The 371-nt window shown below is 55.3% G+C and carries 1 protein-coding gene; it reads right to left on the bottom strand.

The window, feature by feature from the left end; translation table 11 throughout:
• Positions 1 to 370, bottom strand: a 370-nt coding sequence (locus K3G39_RS20555; protein WP_370627296.1) for a transposase, incomplete at its 3' end; no start/stop codon positions are given.
• Position 371 lies beyond the last annotated feature (1 nt).

Below are 371 nucleotides of genomic sequence, written 5' to 3'. Positions count from 1 at the left end.
TAAGGGAGTGGGACTTGATGATGCCCTTTTCAAGGGCAATGGCGACCGTCTTGCTGATCAACAGGTTCAGCAGGTCGGTGTCCTTTAAGCGGAGCTTGCGGAACTTGGTCAGGGAGCTGGGGTTGATGACCGCCTCCTCGGGCGAGAGCTCGAGAAAGTATTTGAAGGACATGTCGTAGCGCGAGCGCTCCACCACGTCCACATCGGAGAGGGTGTAGATGGTCTTCAGCAGCAGGTATTTGAGCATGCGCACCGGGCTTTCGGCCCTGCGGCCATTGGTGGTGCAGTATTTACTGGCCAGCTCCTCGTAGATGAAAGTGAAGTCGATCAGGTCGTTGATTTTACGAAGCAGATTGTCCTGGGGGACAATC

The organism is Pontibacter sp. HSC-14F20 (assembly GCF_019599265.1).
Classification (GTDB): domain Bacteria; phylum Bacteroidota; class Bacteroidia; order Cytophagales; family Hymenobacteraceae; genus Pontibacter.
Note: the sequence above shows the minus strand (reverse complement) of the source record. Positions and strands in the feature narration are given on the sequence as shown.